Annotated in this window: 17 protein-coding genes; 1 reads left to right on the forward strand and 16 read right to left on the reverse strand. The window is 31.1% G+C overall.

The window, feature by feature from the left end; translation table 11 throughout:
• Window positions 1-5 precede the first annotated feature (5 nt).
• The 14 genes from ACJJV4_RS11205 to ACJJV4_RS11270 form a co-directional block, all read right to left on the reverse strand.
• The gene (locus ACJJV4_RS11205; protein WP_405294435.1) at window positions 6-1,433 is read right to left on the reverse strand and encodes a lipopolysaccharide biosynthesis protein; all 1,428 of its coding nucleotides are present in this window, start codon (window positions 1,431-1,433) and stop codon (window positions 6-8) included.
• Window positions 1,434-1,502: 69 nt separating this feature from the next.
• Window positions 1,503-2,552 carry a GDP-L-fucose synthase family protein gene (locus ACJJV4_RS11210; RefSeq protein ID WP_405294437.1) on the reverse strand — a complete coding sequence of 350 codons (1,050 nt, stop codon included), beginning with the start codon at window positions 2,550-2,552 and terminating at the stop codon, window positions 1,503-1,505.
• A 6-nt stretch (window positions 2,553-2,558) separates the two neighbouring features.
• Window positions 2,559-3,677, reverse strand: coding sequence for a GDP-mannose 4,6-dehydratase (gene gmd, locus ACJJV4_RS11215; protein ID WP_405294439.1), 1,119 nt, complete (start codon window positions 3,675-3,677; stop codon window positions 2,559-2,561).
• Window positions 3,678-3,687: 10 nt separating this feature from the next.
• Window positions 3,688-4,236 carry a hypothetical protein gene (locus tag ACJJV4_RS11220; protein ID WP_405294441.1) on the reverse strand — a complete coding sequence of 183 codons (549 nt, stop codon included), beginning with the start codon at window positions 4,234-4,236 and terminating at the stop codon, window positions 3,688-3,690.
• A 13-nt stretch (window positions 4,237-4,249) separates the two neighbouring features.
• The gene (locus ACJJV4_RS11225; RefSeq protein WP_405294443.1) at window positions 4,250-5,701 is read right to left on the reverse strand and encodes a hypothetical protein; all 1,452 of its coding nucleotides are present in this window, start codon (window positions 5,699-5,701) and stop codon (window positions 4,250-4,252) included.
• An 11-nt stretch (window positions 5,702-5,712) separates the two neighbouring features.
• Window positions 5,713-7,182 carry an MBOAT family O-acyltransferase gene (locus tag ACJJV4_RS11230; RefSeq protein WP_405294445.1) on the reverse strand — a complete coding sequence of 490 codons (1,470 nt, stop codon included), beginning with the start codon at window positions 7,180-7,182 and terminating at the stop codon, window positions 5,713-5,715.
• A 4-nt stretch (window positions 7,183-7,186) separates the two neighbouring features.
• Window positions 7,187-8,044: a dTDP-4-dehydrorhamnose reductase gene (gene rfbD / locus ACJJV4_RS11235; protein ID WP_405294447.1), complete on the reverse strand. Its 858-nt coding sequence runs from the start codon at window positions 8,042-8,044 to the stop codon at window positions 7,187-7,189.
• Complete coding sequence (rfbC, locus tag ACJJV4_RS11240; protein WP_405294449.1) at window positions 8,041-8,586, reverse strand: dTDP-4-dehydrorhamnose 3,5-epimerase; 546 nt, start codon at window positions 8,584-8,586, stop codon at window positions 8,041-8,043. Before rfbC ends, rfbD begins: the two co-directional genes overlap by 4 nt.
• Complete coding sequence (gene rfbA, locus ACJJV4_RS11245) at window positions 8,586-9,452, reverse strand: glucose-1-phosphate thymidylyltransferase RfbA (RefSeq protein ID WP_405294450.1); 867 nt, start codon at window positions 9,450-9,452, stop codon at window positions 8,586-8,588. The genes rfbC and rfbA overlap by 1 nt, the downstream gene beginning before the upstream one ends.
• Window positions 9,453-10,505 (reverse strand): dTDP-glucose 4,6-dehydratase, encoded by a 1,053-nt coding sequence (gene rfbB, locus ACJJV4_RS11250; RefSeq protein WP_405294452.1) that lies wholly within the window; start codon window positions 10,503-10,505, stop codon window positions 9,453-9,455. It abuts the gene before it with no gap.
• Window positions 10,495-11,556, reverse strand: a complete 1,062-nt coding sequence (locus tag ACJJV4_RS11255) for a hypothetical protein (RefSeq protein WP_405294454.1) — start codon at window positions 11,554-11,556, stop codon at window positions 10,495-10,497. Before ACJJV4_RS11255 ends, rfbB begins: the two co-directional genes overlap by 11 nt.
• 4 nt (window positions 11,557-11,560) lie before the next feature.
• Window positions 11,561-13,252, reverse strand: a complete 1,692-nt coding sequence (locus ACJJV4_RS11260) for a DUF6909 family protein (protein ID WP_405294456.1) — start codon at window positions 13,250-13,252, stop codon at window positions 11,561-11,563.
• Window positions 13,253-13,298: 46 nt separating this feature from the next.
• Window positions 13,299-14,783, reverse strand: coding sequence for a GH3 auxin-responsive promoter family protein (locus ACJJV4_RS11265; protein ID WP_405294458.1), 1,485 nt, complete (start codon window positions 14,781-14,783; stop codon window positions 13,299-13,301).
• 292 nt (window positions 14,784-15,075) lie between these two features.
• Window positions 15,076-15,945, reverse strand: coding sequence for a M23 family metallopeptidase (locus ACJJV4_RS11270; RefSeq protein ID WP_405294460.1), 870 nt, complete (start codon window positions 15,943-15,945; stop codon window positions 15,076-15,078).
• Window positions 15,946-16,086: 141 nt separating this feature from the next.
• Between ACJJV4_RS11270 and tatA the strand changes: the two genes are divergently transcribed.
• On the forward strand, window positions 16,087-16,272 hold the full coding sequence (gene tatA, locus ACJJV4_RS11275; RefSeq protein WP_405294462.1) for a twin-arginine translocase TatA/TatE family subunit: 186 nt from the start codon (window positions 16,087-16,089) through the stop codon (window positions 16,270-16,272).
• A gap of 74 nt (window positions 16,273-16,346) precedes the next feature.
• On the opposite strand, the gene ACJJV4_RS11280 is transcribed toward tatA, so the two are convergent.
• Together ACJJV4_RS11280 and ACJJV4_RS11285 are read right to left on the reverse strand one after the other, a co-directional pair.
• Window positions 16,347-17,354, reverse strand: coding sequence for a DUF4837 family protein (locus ACJJV4_RS11280; RefSeq protein WP_405294464.1), 1,008 nt, complete (start codon window positions 17,352-17,354; stop codon window positions 16,347-16,349).
• A 16-nt stretch (window positions 17,355-17,370) separates the two neighbouring features.
• Window positions 17,371-18,957, reverse strand: a complete 1,587-nt coding sequence (locus ACJJV4_RS11285) for a transglycosylase SLT domain-containing protein (RefSeq protein WP_405294466.1) — start codon at window positions 18,955-18,957, stop codon at window positions 17,371-17,373.
• Window positions 18,958-19,060: the final 103 nt, after the last annotated feature.

Consider the following 19,060-nt stretch of genomic DNA (forward strand, 5'->3'; position numbering starts at 1 on the left):
ATTCTTTATTTTAAAAGTTTAAGTACTTTTATTATATATATTTTTTCTAGTTTATAAATTATTAAAAGATAAAAAATTATATATATTGGAGCTAAAACAAGTAAATTATTAATGTTTATAAAATAGCAAGTTATAAATACAGCAGAAGAAGCGCATAAAACGCCTAAAAAGGCACTTTTAATAGCTTTTAATATTTCAAAAAAAGATAAATCAATCTCTCTTCTCAAAACTATTGTTGCAACAATTACAAGAGCTATTTTATTAAGTAATATTGCATATGCAGCACCTTTTAATCCATAATTAACAATCCCAATATACAAACTTGGAACTAAAACAATAAGTGTTAACCCTATTATTATTTTCATTTCAAGTTGTGGTTTACCTAAACCTCTAATAAGCGACGTGAATGAATTTACCGACAAATGAACCATCATTGCTATTGACAAGATTTGAAGCGGTACTATAGTTTCAATCCACTTATCACCAAAAAAACCTAAAATTATATCTTCAGAAAAAATTAAAATAAATGCCATTAAAGGATAGGCTACTAAAGAATTTAAATTTATTATTTTTAGAAAATAGTCTTTTAATTTCTCCTTATTATCTTGGGACTTACCAAAAACAGGGTACATCACCTTATTTAATACATTACTGATAACCTGCCTTAATTGTTCTGTTAATGAAAAAGAAAGTGTATAAGCCCCTAATGATGATGACCCTAACAATTTTCCTATCATTAAATTATCTATATTATAAGTAATAGCGCCAAAGATAGTAGTTGCCGTTGAGTATGCTCCAAATCCAAAAATATTTTTAAAATGTTCTTTATTCCATTCTAGATTTGGTTTCCACTTAGTTGCTAAAAGCAGAAGTGGAAAAGAAATAAGTGAACCAAGAACACTATTAATAACTAATGCCCAAACTCCAAAATTAAAATAAGCAGAAATTAATGCTGTTACGCCTGCTATTAATGCTGACAAATTAAAAATTTTAGCCATTTTTTTAAAATTCATGGCTCTTGTTAAAATTACTGTATGAATTAAAATTAAAGGCCTGAATAAAATACTTAAACTTAATACAGGTACTAATGTTATAAGCATAGGTTCTTCATAAAAATTTGCAGCAAAAGGACCTACAATAAAACTAATTAATAAATATAAACCCAAACCCCAAGCTAAACCAGTCCAAAATGCTGTTGAATACATTTTCTCAGCTTCATAATCATCCTTTTTTTGGACTAAAGCTGCTTCTATTCCAAATTCTGATGCTGCAGTTGCAACAGCAATAAAAACCATAGCCATTCCTACTAAACCAAATTCATTTGGCAATAATAATTTTGCTAAAATTATTCTAATAGAAAACCTAAAAAGCACGTCCAAAACAACTTGAATCCCTCTCCATTTTACTCCTGAAACAATTTTTTTTGAATCCATCTTTAAATTTACACCTTAATGAAAGTATTGGTTTCCTTTTTGAAATAATTTTAATGATACTTATTGTATCTATTGTTTCCCAATATACCAATCATACATTTTTACTATGCCTTCTTTTAAAGTAATTTCATGCTTCCAACCTAAACTGTTTAATTTAGATACATCTGTTAATTTTTTCATAGTCCCATCTGGCTTTTCGGTATTGTATATTAAATCTCCCGTAAAACCAATGATTTTTTTTATTAATTCAGCCAATTCCTTAATTGAAATATCAACTCCGGTACCTATATTAATATGTGTGTTTCTAACGTCTATTTCACTAGTAGCATAGGTGTCAGAAAAGTCTCTGTTTTCTATAATAAAAACGCAGGCATCTGCCATATCTTTACTCCACAAAAATTCGCGTTTAGGCTTTCCTGATCCCCAAATTTCCACACTATGCTCAGAAACCCCAAATGAGGCTAAATAATCCCTAGCATCTGCTATAGTATTAACACCCAAATCTTTTACAACTTCGTCGTACTTAGCTTCTGACAATAATTTAGCTAAATGAATTTTTCTAATTAACGCTGGTAATACATGCGATTTTTCTAAATCGAAATTATCATTCGGACCATATAAATTTGTTGGCATTACCGATATAAAATTAGTGCCATACTGCAAGTTGTAACTTTCGCACATTTTAATACCTGCTATTTTAGCAATGGCATAAGGTTCGTTTGTATATTCTAGTGTATCGGTTAACAAACTATCTTCTGTCATGGGTTGCGGCGCATTTTTAGGATAAATACAAGTACTTCCTAAAAACAATAACTTATTTACCTTATTTAAATAACTTTGATGAATCACATTATTTTGAATCATCATATTTTCGTAAATAAAATCGGCCCTATACACATTATTGGCTGCAATACCACCAACTTTGGCTGCCGCTAAAAACACATACTCTGGTTTCTCTTCTCTAAAAAACGCCGCTACGGCATCTTGATCTATTAAGTCAAGCTCCTTATGTGTTCTTGTTACAATATTAATGTAACCTTTCTGCTTAAGATTTTCTAATATTGCGCTCCCAACTAGCCCTCTATGCCCAGCTATATATATTTTAGAGTTTTTATTCATTACTAATTATTCAAAATAATTTAGTGTTTTATAGCCTCCTTCTTTTAAGTATTGATCCTTTTGCATCAATTTAATATCACTCTGCATCATGTCTTTAACTAAACTCTGTAAATCATGTTCTGGTACCCAACCTAATTTATTATTAGCTTTAGAAGGGTCTCCAATCAATAATTCCACCTCTGTTGGTCTAAAATATTTAGGATCGACTGCTAATACTTGCTTTCCAATCTCTAATTGAAAATTTGGATTGTTGCATTTTTTAACATATGCTTTTTCATCAACCCCTTTGCCTTTAAATTCTAGTTCTATTCCTACTTCCAAGAAGGCCATTTTCACAAAATCTCTAACTGTAGTAGTTTTTCCTGTGGCAATTACCCAGTCTTCCGCTTGATCTGATTGCAAAATCATCCACATCATTCGAACATAATCTTTAGCATGCCCCCAATCTCTTTGTGCATCTAAATTTCCTAAATAAAACTGATCTTGAAGTCCTAATGCAATTCTTGAGGTTGCTCTTGTTATTTTACGTGTAACAAACGTTTCTCCGCGAATAGGTGATTCATGGTTGAATAAAATCCCATTACAGGCATACATACCATAAGCTTCTCTATAATTTACTGTAATCCAAAAAGCATACATTTTTGCAACTGCATAAGGACTTCTTGGATAAAATGGAGTAGTTTCAGATTGCGGTACTTCTTGTACTTTACCATATAATTCGGATGTAGATGCTTGATAAATTCTGGTTTTCTTTTCTAAACCTAACATTCTAACCGCATCTAAAATTCTTAATGTACCAATACCGTCTGCATTAGCAGTATACTCCGGCACTTCAAAAGAAACATGAACATGGCTCATTGCTGCCAAATTGTATATTTCATCTGGTTGAATTTCCTGAATCAGCCTTATCAAATTTGTGCTATCCGTCATATCTCCATAATGCAGAAAGAAGTTCCTATCCTCAACATGAGGATCTTGGTATAAATGGTCTATTCGATCTGTATTAAACAAAGACGAACGTCTTTTTAACCCATGAACTTTATATCCTTTTTTAAGTAAAAACTCACTTAAATAAGCTCCATCTTGACCGGTAACTCCTGTAATTAGTGCAACTTTACTACTCATTTTATTTTCTTTATAATTCAAGTTCTATTTTTTGATTTAACAAAGCCGTTGAAACTAAAAACGGATCATACTTTCCATCAATAACTCTTCTTCCATAGCCAAGATCTTTTTTTACCATATAAACATTAGGCACAAAAAAAGCTTTAGCCGTGGCATTATCAATCTCTATTTTTTTATCATTTAAAGTCAGGTTAAATGATTTAATAGAAATATCACTTAGGTTTTTACTACCATTGTCTCCAAGATCAATTCTTAATTTGTAAGGCAAAATATCTTTAGGCAATTCAAAAGTAATCCTTTGATAATCTTTACTTCCTTTAACACGCTTAGAAATCATACTTTTTGAACTAAAGCTTCCGTTTGGGTCGTCTGCTACATAAAAAACATCAAACTTATCATCTTCTGTAACTTTTGCTTCTATCTCAATCTTGAATATATTATCGTTTATATTTTTTACGGTAGTTTCTGTTTTTTCAATCGTACTTTCTACCTCCTTTTTCGTTTCGTTTTTACAAGCAAAACTTAGGGTAAGTATTAAAATTAAAACTGCTTTTTTCATAATAATTAATCGTTTATTTGATATATATATTTTTTATTTTTTTTCCTGTATTTACAGATTTAACTAAACCTTCTTTATTTTTACTTAATAGGTAAATATCATATTCTCCTTGTTCCAATAAATCACTAGTAAAACTTATCTCAAAACCTGAATTGTCATAAAGGCCATTTTCCTTTTTAAAGTATTTTGTAACGTCTTTTCTTACTTTAGCTTCTGTGTGAACGAAAAATATGAAATCGTCATCTTTTTTCAGACCAATATAAATTTTATTTCCTTTTGAAACCTTATCTTTTAAATATGCCCACCCTTGAAACTTTAAAGTCGTATTTCCTCGATTTATAAGAGTAGTTTTAACCCCTTTTTTATTGTTTATTCTTTCTAGGTTAAATTTGAGTGATAAATCTCCCGATAAAGAATCTGCTATGTTTTCGTTATACAAATACGTCTCTAAAAGAGATTTATTAATTTTTTCTAAATTAAAATTATATTCATCATTTATGTAGTTCGCAATTAAGCTACTTGCTTTTACACCGCCTTTATAATTTAAATGATTATTTAATATATCTTTTTCACTTAAAAAACATGTTCTTGAAAATCCTTTTGTTTTTTGATTTAAATCTAATAACCTGACATTAGAATACTCCTTAAAAATACCTAATAGTTTTTTATTTACATCTTCTACTTGATTTCTAATTTTTGGGTACAATCCCTCATAATATGGTAAAGTTAAAAATACAAGTTCAAAGTTATGCTCTATTGATAGTTTAATTATTTTTTTTATAATCTCCTCTTGATCTTTCGATAAACTTATTTTTCTAGTTATAGTTTTAGCTTTAATTATATCTGCCTCTTTCTGAGATTTTACCGCATAAGATCTATAGTGATCCCTATAAATATTATCTCTAACATTATTAGACGTATATTTATATAAAACTTTTGATTGACTTTTTAAATCGCTCCAATTTTCATGAGCCCTAAAAACATTGAATAGATTGTAAATTTTGTTCTCTTTAAAAACAAGATCTATTTCATTTTTCTTGTTAAGACTTACTTTTTTACCAAAAATATCCATTTTGTTTTTTACTCTTAACAGTCCAGTAGTGTCTAAAAACGTTGTATCTGCAATTGTATTTAAAAAAGTAAAATTCTCAATTATTACTAATTTAGGTTTCTGATTCATTAACGCTTCCTCTAGTCTATAATAGGCATGGAAAATATTACTTGCTCTTATACCTAGATTATATGAGTTCAACTTACATTTAGCATCTATTACGCTTGTGTTTATTCCGTTAGCTGTATGAGAGTCTCCAACAAACAAAACATCTAGTGAGTTTTTTTTCTTTTCATGTAAAAAGAAATATTTATCAAAAACAGGATCATCGGCAACAAAATAAGAATCTAGTTTATAGATAATTAAAAATAGTATACATAAAAACAATATGCTTTTTAAAAATAATTTTTTCATCTACTTAAGAGTTAAAATTGAAAATAAATAAAACTTTCCATTTCTCGTTCCCCATAAATACCAAATAAAACTATTAAAAATATAAATAAGAAATATGTGCCCCATCTAAATAACATAGATTGACGATTTAAGCTTTTGATAATATTACTTTTTTTGTGAAAAAATTCAACAAATAAAAGTAATAACAGCATTAGAAATAATATAGCAAATTCGTTAGTCTTAAAACCAATAAGATATAAATCTTTATCTAAGAGTTTATAAAAATTATTATTAAAAAAGCTAGTAATTATTACTATAGAATCATCGAATGAATTCGCTCTAAAAAACACCCAAGCAAAACATACAATACTAAATGTTATTAATACAAAAAATAATTTATTAGATAAATTATTTTTATTAATGTTTAATTTTTTAAACAATGCTTTTTTAGGTTTATAACTTGCTTTTTCTAAAACAATTATTACCCCATGTATGGCTCCCCAAATTACAAATGTCATTGCCGCACCATGCCATAAGCCACTTACTAAAAAAACAACAAATAAATTAAAATAAGTTCTATACTTACCATTCCTACTTCCTCCTAATGGAATGTAAACATAATCTCTAAACCATGTTGATAAGGATATGTGCCAACGCCTCCAAAACTCGGTTATAGATTTAGATAAATATGGGCTGTCGAAGTTTTTCATTAAATCGAACCCCATGGTTCTGGCTGCTCCAATTGCAATATCTGAATATCCAGAAAAATCACAATATATCTGAAAGGCAAATAAAACAGTGGCCATAATAGTTTCTACACCTTCGTAATTTGAAGGGTTATTATAAACTTCATTTACATAAAGAGCTGCTCTATCTGCTATAACCATTTTTTTAAACAAACCAAAAGCCATTAATAATAGTCCAGATTTTACTTGGTTATAATCAAACTTATAGGTTTTATAAAACTGTGGCAATAAGTGTGAGGCTCTTTCAATTGGCCCCGCAACTAATTGTGGAAAAAAGGCAACAAAGGCAAAAAAAGCAATGGGATCCTTAGTAGGTTTTAATTGCTTTCTATAAATATCTATAGTGTAACTTAAGGTTTGAAAGGTATAAAAGCTAATACCTACGGGTAAAATAATATTTAAAGAAGATACTTCTAATGTTTTCCCAAATAGTTTGAAAGAGTCTACAAATGTGTCTATAAAAAAGTTTGTGTATTTAAAATAAAATAGAAACCCTAAGTTTACAAATAAACTTAGATATAAAAACATTTTACGCTTTTTAACGTCTTCTGTTTCTCCTAATTTTTTACCTACAAAAAAATCAATTAAAGAGCTTATTGCAATTAAAAACAAAAATCTCCAGTCCCACCAACCGTAAAACACGTAACTAGAGACTAAAATTAGTATATTTCTAAGCGTTAAGTTTTTTGATACTAACCAATAAAGTACAAATACAATTGGAAAAAAAACAGCAAAATCTAATGAATTAAAAAACATATAATTAATTTAAACTTATTAAGCATTCTTTCAAACTATCCTCCCAATTTGGTATTTCTATTGATAGTATATTTTTAATTTTACTTTTATTTAAAACACTATATTTTGGCCTTGCTGCAGGTGTGGGAAATTCCTTTGTACTTATAGGGCTCACATTTATGTCGATATTTTTGTGTTTAAAAATAGTTTTGGCAAAATCATACCAACTAACTTCCCCTTCATTGCTATAATGATAAACACCATAATTATGGATACCTGTATCTATAATTTGCATAATAACTTTTGCTAAGTCATTGGCATTAGTTGGTGACCCAAACTGATCGGAAACGACACCTATCCTACTTTTAGTTTCTGCTAATCGTAGCATTGTTTTTACAAAATTACCACCATATTGCGAATACAGCCATGAAGTTCTTATTATAAAATGCTCCTTTAATATTTGTTGCACTTCTAACTCCCCTTGTAATTTAGTGGATCCATACGCGCTTATTGGAAGGGTTTCATCGGTTTCGATATAGGGTATTATATTCTCTCCAGAAAACACAAAATCGGTAGAAATATGAATCAAAACCACACCTTCTTCCTTACAGACTAAAGCTAAGTTTTTTGCGCCTACTGCATTTATTTCAAGTGCTTTTTTATCATCAGCCTCAGCCGCATCTACCGCCGTGTATGCTGCACAATTAATACAGTACTTTAATCCTTTATTATCTTTAAAAAAGGCTCTTACTTGATTTAAGTTACAGATATCGAGTTGCTCGTAATCTGTGTAAATTATATTTAAACCTTCATGTTTTTTTTCAGCATCTTTTATACAACTCGCTAATTGTCCGTTACCTCCAGTAACCAAAACATGTATCATAAAACCGCGTTTTTTAAAGTTGGAAGTACTAAATCTTTTTCAGAAACTATAAATTCTTTTTCTTCTAATTTCCAATCAATACTTAAATCCTTATCATTATAAATTATTCCTCCTTCAGATTCCTTATTATAAAAATTATCACATTTATATGAAAAAATTGCGGTATCACTCAATACTATAAATCCATGGGCAAAACCTCTGGGTACAAATAATTGTTTTTTATTATCTTCTGTTAATTCAACGGCAACATACTGTCCAAAGGTTTCAGATCCTTTTCTAATATCTACAGCAACATCTAAAACCTGTCCTTTAATAACTCTCACTAGTTTTGCTTGTGCATGTTCACCCAATTGATGGTGTAAGCCTCTTAAAACACCTTTAGATGAAAACGATTCATTATCTTGTACAAAATTAACTTCGGTATTAATTAATTTATTGAAAGTCTTTTGATTAAAGCATTCAAAAAAGTACCCACGATCATCGTTAAAGACTCTTGGTGCTATTATAAAACAACCTTTTAATTTAGTTTCTTCTACTATCATTATTCTTTATCCAATAAGCCTAGTAAATTCTTTCCGTAACCACTTTTAAGTAATGGTTCGGCTAAAGATTTAAACTGTTCTTTATTAATATACCCCATTTCAAAAGCAGCACCTTCTATAGCTCCAATTTTCAATCCTTGTCTTTCTTCAATAACTTCTACAAATTGAGAAGCCTGCATTAAAGATTGAAAAGTACCTGTATCTAACCAAGCTGTGCCTCTATCTAGAATACTAACACTTAGTTTTCCTTTTTTTAGATATTCTCGGTTCACATCTGTAATTTCAAGTTCGCCTCGGTGGCTTGGCTTTATATTTTTAGCTATTTTTACAACAGAGTTGTCATAAAAATAAATACCAGGAACAGCGTAATTTGATTTAGGTTTTTCTGGCTTTTCTTCTATAGATATAGCGTTTCCTTCTTTGTTAAATTCAACAACACCATAACGTTCTGGATCATGCACACGGTAAGCGTATATAATTCCTCCATCAGGATCATTGTTAGCTTGCAGAAGCTTTCCTAGTCCTGTACCATAAAAAATATTATCTCCTAAAATCAAAGCGACCTTATCATTGCCAATAAACTCTTCTCCAATAATAAAAGCCTCGGCTAATCCATTTGGAGCGTCTTGAATGGCATATTCAAATCTACACCCGTACTTTTTGCCATCACCTAATAAATCTTTAAATAGAGGTAAATCTTTTGGGGTTGAAATAATTAATACTTCATTTATACCCGCATACAAAAGTGTAGAAAGCGGATAATAAATCATCGGTTTATCGTAAATAGGCATTAACTGCTTACTTACTGACAAGGTTAACGGGTGCAAACGTGTTCCAGACCCTCCGGCTAATATTATTCCTTTCATTTAGTTATATTGTTTTTTATAATAAGATTGATATTCACCACTAGTCACACTATTGAGCCAATCGTCATTACTTAAGTACCAGTCTATTGTTATCGCTAGCCCTTCCTCAAAAGTTACTGATGGCTTCCAGCCTAATTCCTTATTAATTTTAGATGCATCTATAGCATATCTTAAATCATGACCAGGCCTGTCTTTTACATAAGTTATTAATTTTTCTGAAGAACCTCTAGGTTTGTTTAATTTAAGATCCATTTGCTTACATAGCAATTTCACTAAATCGATATTTTTCCACTCATTAAAGCCTCCAATATTATAGGTTTCACCTAAAACTCCTTTATGAAAAACTAAGTCAATAGCTCTAGCATGATCAATTACGTACAACCAATCTCTAGTATAATTTCCATCGCCGTAAACAGGTAATGCTTTATTATTTATAATGTTATTAATAAAAAGAGGAATTAACTTTTCCGGAAATTGATTTTGGCCATAATTATTAGAACAATTTGTTATAACATAAGGTAATCCGTAAGTTTCTCCGTAAGCTCTTACAAAGTGATCTGAGCTTGCTTTAGATGCTGAGTATGGTGAATTTGGATCATAAGATGTTGTTTCGGTAAACAGCCCTGCTTGCCCTAAAGAACCATAAACCTCATCGGTACTAACGTGATAAAACAGCTTGTTTTCAAAATTGTCTTTCCAAGTTTCTTTAAAAGCATTTAACAAAATCATGGTGCCAATAACATTTGTTTTCACAAAAGCTAAAGGATCTTTTATAGATCTATCAACATGAGATTCAGCTGCTAAATGAATCACTTTATCAAACCGATATTCACTAAAAAGTTTATTTATAAAAGCCTCGTCTGTTATATCACCTTTTATAAATTTATAATTATTTTTTGATTCAATATCTTTAAGGTTCTCTAAGTTACCAGCGTAAGTAAGTGCATCCAAATTAAAAATTTTGTAATTAGGATATTTTTGCACAAATAATTTTACAACATGAGAACCTATAAATCCTGCACCACCCGTTATTAAAATAGACTTAGACTTCATAATTTCTTATAAATATTATAGCTTTCCAAGAGATATAGCCTATTACTAAAAATATAAATATTAAAACAGGAAAAATAATAGAATACATTTGCTTTATACTCTTATAATTAGTTCCTACATCTTGGAAACTAGACATTGTATCAAAAAAAACATCCTCTTCAACTTTCTGAGCTTCTAAAGCACTCAACTCCTTTTGTAACCCCAGTTGCTTTTCTAGAAGTTCAAACTCTTTAGTCCGTGTCTTTTCTTGAACAAGAAAACCGTCTTTAGACATAGACATAGATTGGCTAGTATCATTATTATTAGATTCTCCTTCCATTACCCCAATGTAAACCTGTTTTAACGAATCTACTTCCTTTAAGGATCTTAAAATTTGAGACTTCCTTATAGATAAAAGAGAATCTCGTTTTTGCATTTTTTTTACTGAATAGGTGTTTGTAAAGGTCGAATTTAGCCCAGACTCTAACGACCTAAAAATATCTTTTTTTCCGGATGTAACCATAATTTCAAAAATATCTCCAGAATATATACTTCTATTCTCTATAAAATCGTCAAAACTTATACCTTGAGCCCTTACACTATCAATAGTTCTAACAAACCTATCATACTCAACAACTCTATCATTCTGAGTTTCTGGACCAGGAGTAATTGTAAATTCTTTTATTTGAGCTGCCGCTTCAGCATCTATTTGAAATATATTCTGAAGTTCATCGATATCTTGCTCACTGATTAAAGCATTATAATAATTTATATTTGTTACTAGTTGAAACTTAGAATCAAAATAAGGTTTAACAAGCATAGAAGACATATAAACAGGTTTTTGAATCTTCTCAATTCCATAGCCCACTATTGCAGCAATTATCATTGCCGCTACAATTATCTTAAAATTATCTACTAGCGCCCTCAATGTATAAATAAAAACAGAAAACACAGCCTTTAATATGGAACCTATAAACTTAAAAAGTCTATCAAAGGCATTCCCTATAAGTTTGAATAACTGCCCTAAATCTACTTCTTCAGATTGTTGCGATTGTGGTAACTCTTTACTCATAATTTTAATTTAATATTTGTTCTAATATGGTTCTTGTTATTAAATATGTTGGTCTTACGCCCGAAGCCCCCAAACCTCCAGAGGCTAATGTAGCTCCAGTTTCTAGAGGGTTATCACTAGCGTAGTATGCATATCGTACTTTTACATCTGGACTTATACTCCCTCTTACTTTAGATGCAGCTTGTATGGCTTTTTGGTAATGTGCACCTTCCATTTCTAAACCTATTACATTCCATGTAGAATTGTAAAAGAATTTCAAAATATCTTTATTTTGAAGCGAAGTGCCTAAAACGGTTATCATAGATCCATCATAAACATTTACTCCTTTTCCTTCTAAATCTTCGCGTTTTAATTCGTTCTCAAAAGGATAGTTATCTGCTGTTCCTTCAAAAATATGTGCCGATGGTATCATAATATCACCTTTGCCCCCTTCTAAAATACCAGCTTTACCCATTATAGATAGAGATTCTACATTCATATGTACTTTCTCTTTTCCTTTAGGTTTATAGGGTTTTAAAAGTTCGTCTATAGTTTCGTAGGCTTGTTCTCCAAAAGCATAATCCATAACTATAATCACGGGTTTCTTTTCTTTTAAAACAGTTTCAGAAACCTTAATATCTAATTTAGAGTGATCTATTTTGCTAGTATCAAATATTTGCACATCAATGTTTGCACCCGATGTATCCTTGATGTAAAACATTCCTTTCTGCAACGCTTCTTTCGAAATTTTATTGCGTAAACTCTCGTTTTCTTTATGACTTAAAGACTCATATACTTCAAATATATCTTTTTTAGCTACGATAGCTTTTAAAGCATTTGGAGTAAAAAGCGTATTCATAACACTATGCATATTAGCACTTATAACATGAATTGGCCTGTCTAATAAATTGTTTTTATGTAATGTTTCTTTAATGGTATTAGACCATATTTCACCATGGATATGATGACCAATACGCTCTCTTAAAACGGGACTAAAAGTAATGGTTCGTTTATTATTCCCAACCAATTCCTCTATGGCTAATTTCCCTAACCAATAAACAATATGCAACAAACGCTCTGGTTGCGCTGTTGTTGCGAATGCATTGTAAACAGAGGTTATTTCTTTAAAAGTTCTTCCTAAAATATTTGCCGTATGTGTTATGGCAACTTCTCGTTCTTCTTGTGTAAATTTCTTTTTAGATAAAACAGCATTTTCTAGTTTTATCCAATCGCGAGTGGTATCACCCTCATCATTAATTAATACACGTGTGCTAATTTTATGCGACTCAACAAAAAGAAAAGTAAGGTGTGTTAAAATATCGTATATCTCAGAGCGACCACGAGTAATTTCAATATTCATTTGCTCATCATCAATACGATAACAATTACGACGTCTTTTTGGTGGAATTATAGGTTCAAAATGCGAATCTCCGTAACCTTCGTCACTGGTTAAATTGATAAACATGCACTCTTCAATACCGATTGGCAATCTATCAATAACATAAAGTAAACCTTCTAATTCGGCTTTTTCATCGCCAATAGAACCATAAATTTCCGGACGTAATAAAAGTAAAGAACTCCTAAGTGTTTCACCAGAAATCCCCATAGGCTTATAAAAACCGCGGTTAAACAAGTGACGCATTGTAATATACAAGCGCTCAATAGCATTCGAGCTTTCCTGTGCTCTCGTTCTTTCGTGATGTTTTTTATTGCTCATAATTTAATTTGGTGGGTCAAAGGTACTATTATTTTAATTAATTTTCTTACTCTAACAAATCAACTATTTTCCTATCGTTTGAAAGCCTCGGTATTTTGTTTTGTCCACCTAACTTCCCTATAGATTTCATGTAGTTTTGAAAACCATCTTTCTCTACTTTTGTGATTTTTAAAGGTTGTAAAACTTTACCTTTTATTAGGTCGAAATAATAACTGTTTTGCAGTTGTAAAGATTGGTCTAATTTTATCGCTAAAGCGGAAAGGTTTTCTGGGTCATTTTCAAACTCAACAAACCATTCATGATAAGGCAATCCATCAGAAGGATTAATTTGAGGTGCTACGGTAAATTCTGAAACACGTATATCGGTATTCGCCGTTGCTTCTTGCATAGCCTGCTCTACTTCTTTACCAATAACATGCTCTCCAAAAGCCGATATAAAGTGTTTTATACGCCCAGAAACAATAACACGGTATGGTTGTATTGAAGTAAATTCAACAGTATCTCCAATATTATAAGCCCACAACCCTGCATTAGACGAAATAATCATAACATAATTTACACCAAGTTCGACAGCGCCAATGGTTATTCGTTTTGGGTTGTCATTAAAAAATTCATCGGCTTTTATAAACTCATAGAATATGCCAGAATTTAATTGAAGCAACATGCCTTTTTCATTCTGTTTATCTTGAAAAGCAAAAAAACCTTCGCTTGCTGGGTAAAGCTCAATACTATCTACTTTTCTTCCGATAAGGTTTTCAAATTTGGCACGATAAGGCTCATAATTAACTCCTCCAAATATAAATAAGTTGAAATTTTTAAAAATATCACCAACCTTTTTTCCTGTCTTTTCTTGAAGTTTCTCAAAATACATTTGTACCCAAGACGGAATTCCAGAAATAATAGTCATATCTTCTGGAAGCGTTTCTTCAACAATAGCATCTACCTTCGTTTCCCAATCGTCTATACAATTAGTTTCTAAAGATGGTAGTCTGTTTTTTTGAAGATATTTAGGGACATAATGAGCCACAATACCTGAAAGTCGACCTAATTGCACGCCATTTTGCTCTTTTAAAATGGGACTTCCTTGCAGAAAAATCATTTTTCCATCCACAAATTTTGCATTCCCCGTTTCATGAATGTACAATAAAATGGCATTTCTTGCTGCCTCCACATGGCTTGGCATACTTTCTTTTGTTATAGGAATATATTTTGCACCAGAAGTAGTTCCTGAGGTTTTTGCAAAGTATAACGGTTTCCCGGCCCAAAGAATATCTTTTTCACCAGCAACCACTCGTTCTACATAAGGTTTTAAGGCTTCGTAATCTCGAACAGGAACGCGTTTTACAAAATCTGTGTGTGTGTTTATGCTAATAAAATCGTGATCCTTACCAAATTGAGTTGCCCTTGCTTGGGCAATTAACTCCTGAAACACTTTTTCTTGAGTTTCCACTGGGTTATTACTCCATTTTTGAATGGATTTAAAAACACGTTTTGCAAAGGGTTTTGCTAATGCAGCTTTTAATGAAAACATATTTATTTTGAATGCGTTTTAAACCAATTAATAATTAAACTATCCCGTTTGTAAGCTAAATTTTAAAAAATACAGTGCAATTTTTCAAACTATTAAAGTATGGTAATTTAGTAAAAATATTTTGGTTACTCATATTAAATTTATCCTTAATAAATTAAGCTTCTACCATTATTTTCATTCTACAAATAGCTAGTTTTTAAGGGCAAAATAGAGCGTTTTTTTAAAATTTCAAATAAAGAAAATAACATACAATTTATAAGGCTCAAAAACATAGTTTAAACCGAACACCTTACTATTTAAAATCTATAAAATTTGTTGGATTAATAGGATACCCATCGTTCCAAAGCTCAAAATGTAAGTGTGGCCCGGTAGATAACTCACCAGTATTTCCGGCTGTAGCAATTACTTCGCCTGCTTTTACTAAATCACCTTGTGCTTTTGTTAAACTTGCATTATGCTTGTACACAGAAATTAATCCATAACTATGCTCTATAATGGCAACATAGCCGGTACTTGCTGTCCATTCTGCAAAAATCACAATACCATCGGCAGTCGCTTTAATAGGTGTGTCTTTCGCTACAACAATATCTACGGCATAATGTTTTTCTTTTACATTATAAGGAGCGCTAATAGTGCCGCTTGCAGGAGGAAATAATATAAAATTGGTAGCTGATGTTGCCGACTCAAATAAATTATACTTATCTTCCTTGTCCACCTTTTCACGCAGTAAAGAATCGGCTGGTGAAGGATTTAAATCTACCTCACTAGCTTCTAACTGAACAGCCTCTATAATCGAGTCTTTATTAAAGTCTGAGGGGCTTAAGTCGCCTTTTAAAACCTTTTTGATAGAAGCGTAATATAGCTCGTTTACCGAAATAGATTTCTGCAGCGAATCTGTTTTATAATTCAATTCGGTTGCTTTCTTTTTTAATGCTGTTGAAGAATAGCCTGGAATATATTCCCTAAGCGGTGTAAATGCAATTAAAGCATAGGTTGCTGCTACTAAAAATATAGTAGATAGCGATATTAAAACAAAGACATTTAAACGTGTTAATTTAAGTGATAAGCGCTCCTCAAATGTGTTTTCATTAAGGATAACAAGCTTGTACCTATCTAGCAGTTTACGTTTTATTTTCTTTGGTTTTTTCTTTTTTTCTTTCATGTTAAAACAAAAATAAATAGAATTTATTAAGTAATTACAAATTCAACTATTTAAATACGTGTTTGGCAATATGCTAAAGTTATGTTTAAAACGATGTTATTTAAGTTTAATTATTAACTTTGCAAAACAAAATTAAAAGTTATGATATTATCAAACATATTTTTAGGAATGATTGGGGCTCCACAAATTATTTTAATTGTAGTGGTGGTTTTACTTTTATTTGGAGGTAAAAAAATACCTGAATTAATGCGCGGACTTGGTAGCGGAATTAAAGAATTTAAAGATGCTAGCAAAGAAGAAGACACAGCAAGTAACAAAAAAGAATAAAACTAATTTTAGTTTAAAAAAAAGACCAACATTTTGTAAAATGTTGGTCTTTTTTTATGCCCGTTTTTTACGGCCTATTTTATTTTAACCGATCTAATAATGGCTTCAAGCTCTAACATATAATTACGTTTTTCTACAGATGGCGCAAAAGCAAAACCTTCAATAACAACCCAACGTTTATTAATTTTATCTTCAATAGCATAATTAATAAATGGTCCGCCCATAAAATCAGCCTTTAAATCCCATAATCCTTTAGTTTCCAAAGCGGGTTTATTATCTACAATAGTTTCACCGTGAAAAGGCGTATACGCGTTCTCGGTAATCATATACGATTCTATTTTATCTCCGTTTGCCTTTAACTCCCCATCTTGCCTTCCGCGAATGTAAAGCTCGCCAACAGAATCTCTTACTTTTATTATTTGATTCACAACACTATCATTCCTTTTAATAGCATCGTACGGCAAACTATAAATCATTAAGTTATTAGTTCCGGTTGTTATTTCTTTTCTTACCCAAAAGAAATTATCACTTTGTTTTGCAATTCTATATATTGAAGGAAACTCAATGGTTAAGCCAAGTTTTTCTTCTATAACTGTATGCGTGTGTTGTGATTTACTCATTTGGCGCAAACGCTCGTTAAGCTCCACGTTTCTAAAAGTTTCAATAATTTTATCTGCATTTGCATTAAGCGTACTAACAATTTCTTCTCGAGTTTTTCCCGAAACAGTAATTACTTTTTGAGGCTTAGCATATACGTTATCCGTAAATTTTATCCCAGCGTCTTTGTTTGGAACTATTTTTAAAATCGTTCTATTTTTGGTTACAAATCCAGAAAAAACAGAGGCAGGAATTTGACTTACAGAAAACATAGGTTCATCTTGCGGAAGCCCGTAAATAGGTGTACCTAATATATTTCTAATAGACTCGCCAACGCTACCATCCCATAATTCGTTTCCTAAAACCACTGAAACATGGCTTATATTCCCAGAGGAATCTGGTAACATAGATTCATCTGAGGTTTTCTTATCGCCACAAGACACTAATAATATTAAAGCCACGGCAGAAAAAATAATTTGTCGCATAATGATATTTGATTTTTTAAAGTTTTGCTATTTTAAGTTTCATACCTATTTTTAATTTACTACCACTAATACCGTTCCAATCTTTAATATCTTGAATAGAAACTTCAGGAAATTTTTGAGAAATGCTCCATAGTGAATCTCCATCGCTTACCGTATAGTAAATAACCTCACCATTAATAGGTTTTGTTTTAACCACAACCTTTGGTGCAACTGATGCAGAACTATTAGGTTTTTTAGGAAAAATAGTTAATCGCTGTCCTATTTTTAAGCTATTACTTCGAAGTCCATTCCAGCGCTTTATATCACTAACTCTAACGGCATACATTCTAGAAATTTTCCCTAAATAATCACCAGATTTTACACGGTAGGTAATTTTATCATCTGCCTTAAAAAACTGAGGTAGCGGTTTTTCCCTTTTTTCAAATTCCGCTTTAGCGTAAGCATAAATAGAATCTTCATTATTTACAAAGGTTCCTATAACTTCGTTTGGCAGTCTTAAACTATAATTTTCCTCTTTAATAAAAGGTACAACATCTAATTTATATGAAGGATTTAAAAACTGTAATTTCTCTATTGGCACACTAGTAACTTCAGATACTTGATCTAAGGTTATCATGCGTTTTACATGAATAGTATCTGTTTCAAAATAAGCAATTTCAGGCTTATACTTTGTAAACCCATGCTCTTCTGCATATTCAAAAATATACATGTTTGCTAAAAAAGCAGGCAAATATCCAGCAGTTTCACGCGGTAAATTATGACGAATATTCCAATAATTTCTATAACCTCCAGAACGCCTAATAGCTTTAGAAACATTACCTGGACCAGAATTATAAGCCGCTAAAGCTAAATCCCAATCACCAAAAATACGGTACAAATCTGAGAGATATTTAGACGCTGCAATTGTAGATTTTATAGGGTCGCTACGTTCGTCTACATAACTACTTACATTTAAGCCATACTGCTTTCCAGTAGCGAACATAAACTGCCATAAACCCGTAGCACCAACTCTAGATTTTGCTCTTGGTTTTAATGCCGACTCTACAATGGCTAAATATTTAATTTCTAACGGAATATTTTGATTATCTAACTCGCGCTCGAACATTGGAAAATAAAATGCACTTGCCGTGATTAAAGTTTGCAAATGACGCCTTCTGTGCTTTAAATACGATTTTATAACACTTTCTAAAGATGGATTGTACTCCACATTAAAAGGTGTGCGCGCATCTAGCCTTTTTAAGCGTGCTTTTAATGTATCTGTAGATAACTCTGGGTAATCGACAGGATCGTACTTTAACTCGCTTACAGACTTATAAATGGTATCATAAAGCGAATTACTGTAAAGCTCCTCAAACCACCTTTCATCAATTCTAGCCGCAAACGGATCATCCTTTAATGTTTTAAAAGATGAACTATCCTTCAACACTAAAATTTCTTTAACTCCTTGTGCTGTTTTATCTATTAAAGAATCTTGCATAACACTTGGCAACTGAACAAGAGAATCTTTAATTTTTATAGCTTCTACCAAAGTAGAATCCACTTTTTGAGCATAGCAAAAGCTAATATTAAAGGTAAATAAAACTATGTAAAATCGAAAATTCATAAAATATGTTCAGCTCGCTATTTAGCGATGTTATGGCTAAAGTCGTGTTTTTTTATGAGAATTAGAAAACTAAATATTAATTACTTTCTAATTCTGAAAAAAC

The organism is Algibacter sp. Ld11, from assembly GCF_045066735.1.
Classification (GTDB): Bacteria; Bacteroidota; Bacteroidia; order Flavobacteriales; family Flavobacteriaceae; genus Algibacter.

What these genes read in the sequence shown, in the direction of transcription:
- ACJJV4_RS11225 (WP_405294443.1), bottom strand. Translation starts at nt 5,701, where the DNA reads ATGAAAAAATTATTTTTAAAAAGCATATTGTTTTTATGTATACTATTT.
- ACJJV4_RS11210 (WP_405294437.1), bottom strand. Translation starts at nt 2,552, where the DNA reads ATGAATAAAAACTCTAAAATATATATAGCTGGGCATAGAGGGCTAGTT.
- ACJJV4_RS11205 (WP_405294435.1), bottom strand. Translation starts at nt 1,433, where the DNA reads ATGGATTCAAAAAAAATTGTTTCAGGAGTAAAATGGAGAGGGATTCAA.
- ACJJV4_RS11255 (WP_405294454.1), bottom strand. Translation starts at nt 11,556, where the DNA reads ATGAGTAAAGAGTTACCACAATCGCAACAATCTGAAGAAGTAGATTTA.
- tatA (WP_405294462.1), top strand. Translation starts at nt 16,087, where the DNA reads ATGATATTATCAAACATATTTTTAGGAATGATTGGGGCTCCACAAATT.
- gmd (WP_405294439.1), bottom strand. Translation starts at nt 3,677, where the DNA reads ATGAGTAGTAAAGTTGCACTAATTACAGGAGTTACCGGTCAAGATGGA.
- rfbC (WP_405294449.1), bottom strand. Translation starts at nt 8,586, where the DNA reads ATGATAGTAGAAGAAACTAAATTAAAAGGTTGTTTTATAATAGCACCA.
- ACJJV4_RS11270 (WP_405294460.1), bottom strand. Translation starts at nt 15,945, where the DNA reads ATGAAAGAAAAAAAGAAAAAACCAAAGAAAATAAAACGTAAACTGCTA.
- rfbA (WP_405294450.1), bottom strand. Translation starts at nt 9,452, where the DNA reads ATGAAAGGAATAATATTAGCCGGAGGGTCTGGAACACGTTTGCACCCG.
- ACJJV4_RS11280 (WP_405294464.1), bottom strand. Translation starts at nt 17,354, where the DNA reads ATGCGACAAATTATTTTTTCTGCCGTGGCTTTAATATTATTAGTGTCT.
- ACJJV4_RS11260 (WP_405294456.1), bottom strand. Translation starts at nt 13,252, where the DNA reads ATGAGCAATAAAAAACATCACGAAAGAACGAGAGCACAGGAAAGCTCG.
- ACJJV4_RS11285 (WP_405294466.1), bottom strand. Translation starts at nt 18,957, where the DNA reads ATGAATTTTCGATTTTACATAGTTTTATTTACCTTTAATATTAGCTTT.
- ACJJV4_RS11265 (WP_405294458.1), bottom strand. Translation starts at nt 14,783, where the DNA reads ATGTTTTCATTAAAAGCTGCATTAGCAAAACCCTTTGCAAAACGTGTT.
- rfbD (WP_405294447.1), bottom strand. Translation starts at nt 8,044, where the DNA reads ATGATACATGTTTTGGTTACTGGAGGTAACGGACAATTAGCGAGTTGT.
- ACJJV4_RS11230 (WP_405294445.1), bottom strand. Translation starts at nt 7,182, where the DNA reads ATGTTTTTTAATTCATTAGATTTTGCTGTTTTTTTTCCAATTGTATTT.
- rfbB (WP_405294452.1), bottom strand. Translation starts at nt 10,505, where the DNA reads ATGAAGTCTAAGTCTATTTTAATAACGGGTGGTGCAGGATTTATAGGT.
- ACJJV4_RS11220 (WP_405294441.1), bottom strand. Translation starts at nt 4,236, where the DNA reads ATGAAAAAAGCAGTTTTAATTTTAATACTTACCCTAAGTTTTGCTTGT.